This window comes from Mycobacterium sp. E3305 (assembly GCF_001666785.1).
In the GTDB taxonomy this organism is placed as follows: domain Bacteria; phylum Actinomycetota; class Actinomycetes; order Mycobacteriales; family Mycobacteriaceae; genus Mycobacterium.
In genome coordinates this window covers 1-510 of record NZ_LZJA01000248.1, presented here as the reverse complement: position 1 = coordinate 510, position 510 = coordinate 1, and the positions used below count along the sequence as shown (strand labels likewise).

Annotated in this window: 1 protein-coding gene; it reads left to right on the top strand. The window is 70.6% G+C overall.

Going from position 1 to position 510, the window contains the following annotated elements; translation table 11 throughout:
• A partial coding sequence (locus A5701_RS22730) for a VWA domain-containing protein (protein WP_156670224.1) occupies positions 1-510 on the top strand: 510 nt, incomplete at both ends.

The following is a 510-nucleotide window of genomic DNA, read 5'->3' as shown; positions in this document are numbered from 1 at the left end:
GCGTGGTTCTTCCTGTTCCTGCTGGCCGTTCTGCTGGTCCTGGGCATCTACGTCGTGCTGCAGTTCGCCCGCCGCCGCCGCGTCCTGCGGTTCGCCAACATGGAGGTGCTGGAGCGGGTCGCGCCGGCGCGCCCCAGCCGCTGGCGGCACGTGCCGACGATCCTGTTGGCCACGTCGCTGGTGCTGCTGACCACCGCGATGGCCGGGCCGACGTCCGACGTCCGGATCCCGCTCAACCGGGCGGTCGTGATGCTGGTGATCGATGTCTCGGAGTCCATGGCCTCCACCGACGTCCCCCCCGACCGGCTGACCGCCGCCAAGGTGGCCGGCAAGCAGTTCGCCGACGAGCTGACGCCGGCCATCAACCTGGGGCTGGTGGAATTCGCGGCCAACGCGTCGCTGCTGGTGTCGCCCACCCCGCAGCACCAGGCGACGATCGACGCGCTCAAGAAGCTCGACTTCGCCGACAGCACGGCCACCGGCGAGGCCATCTTCACCGCCCTGCACGCG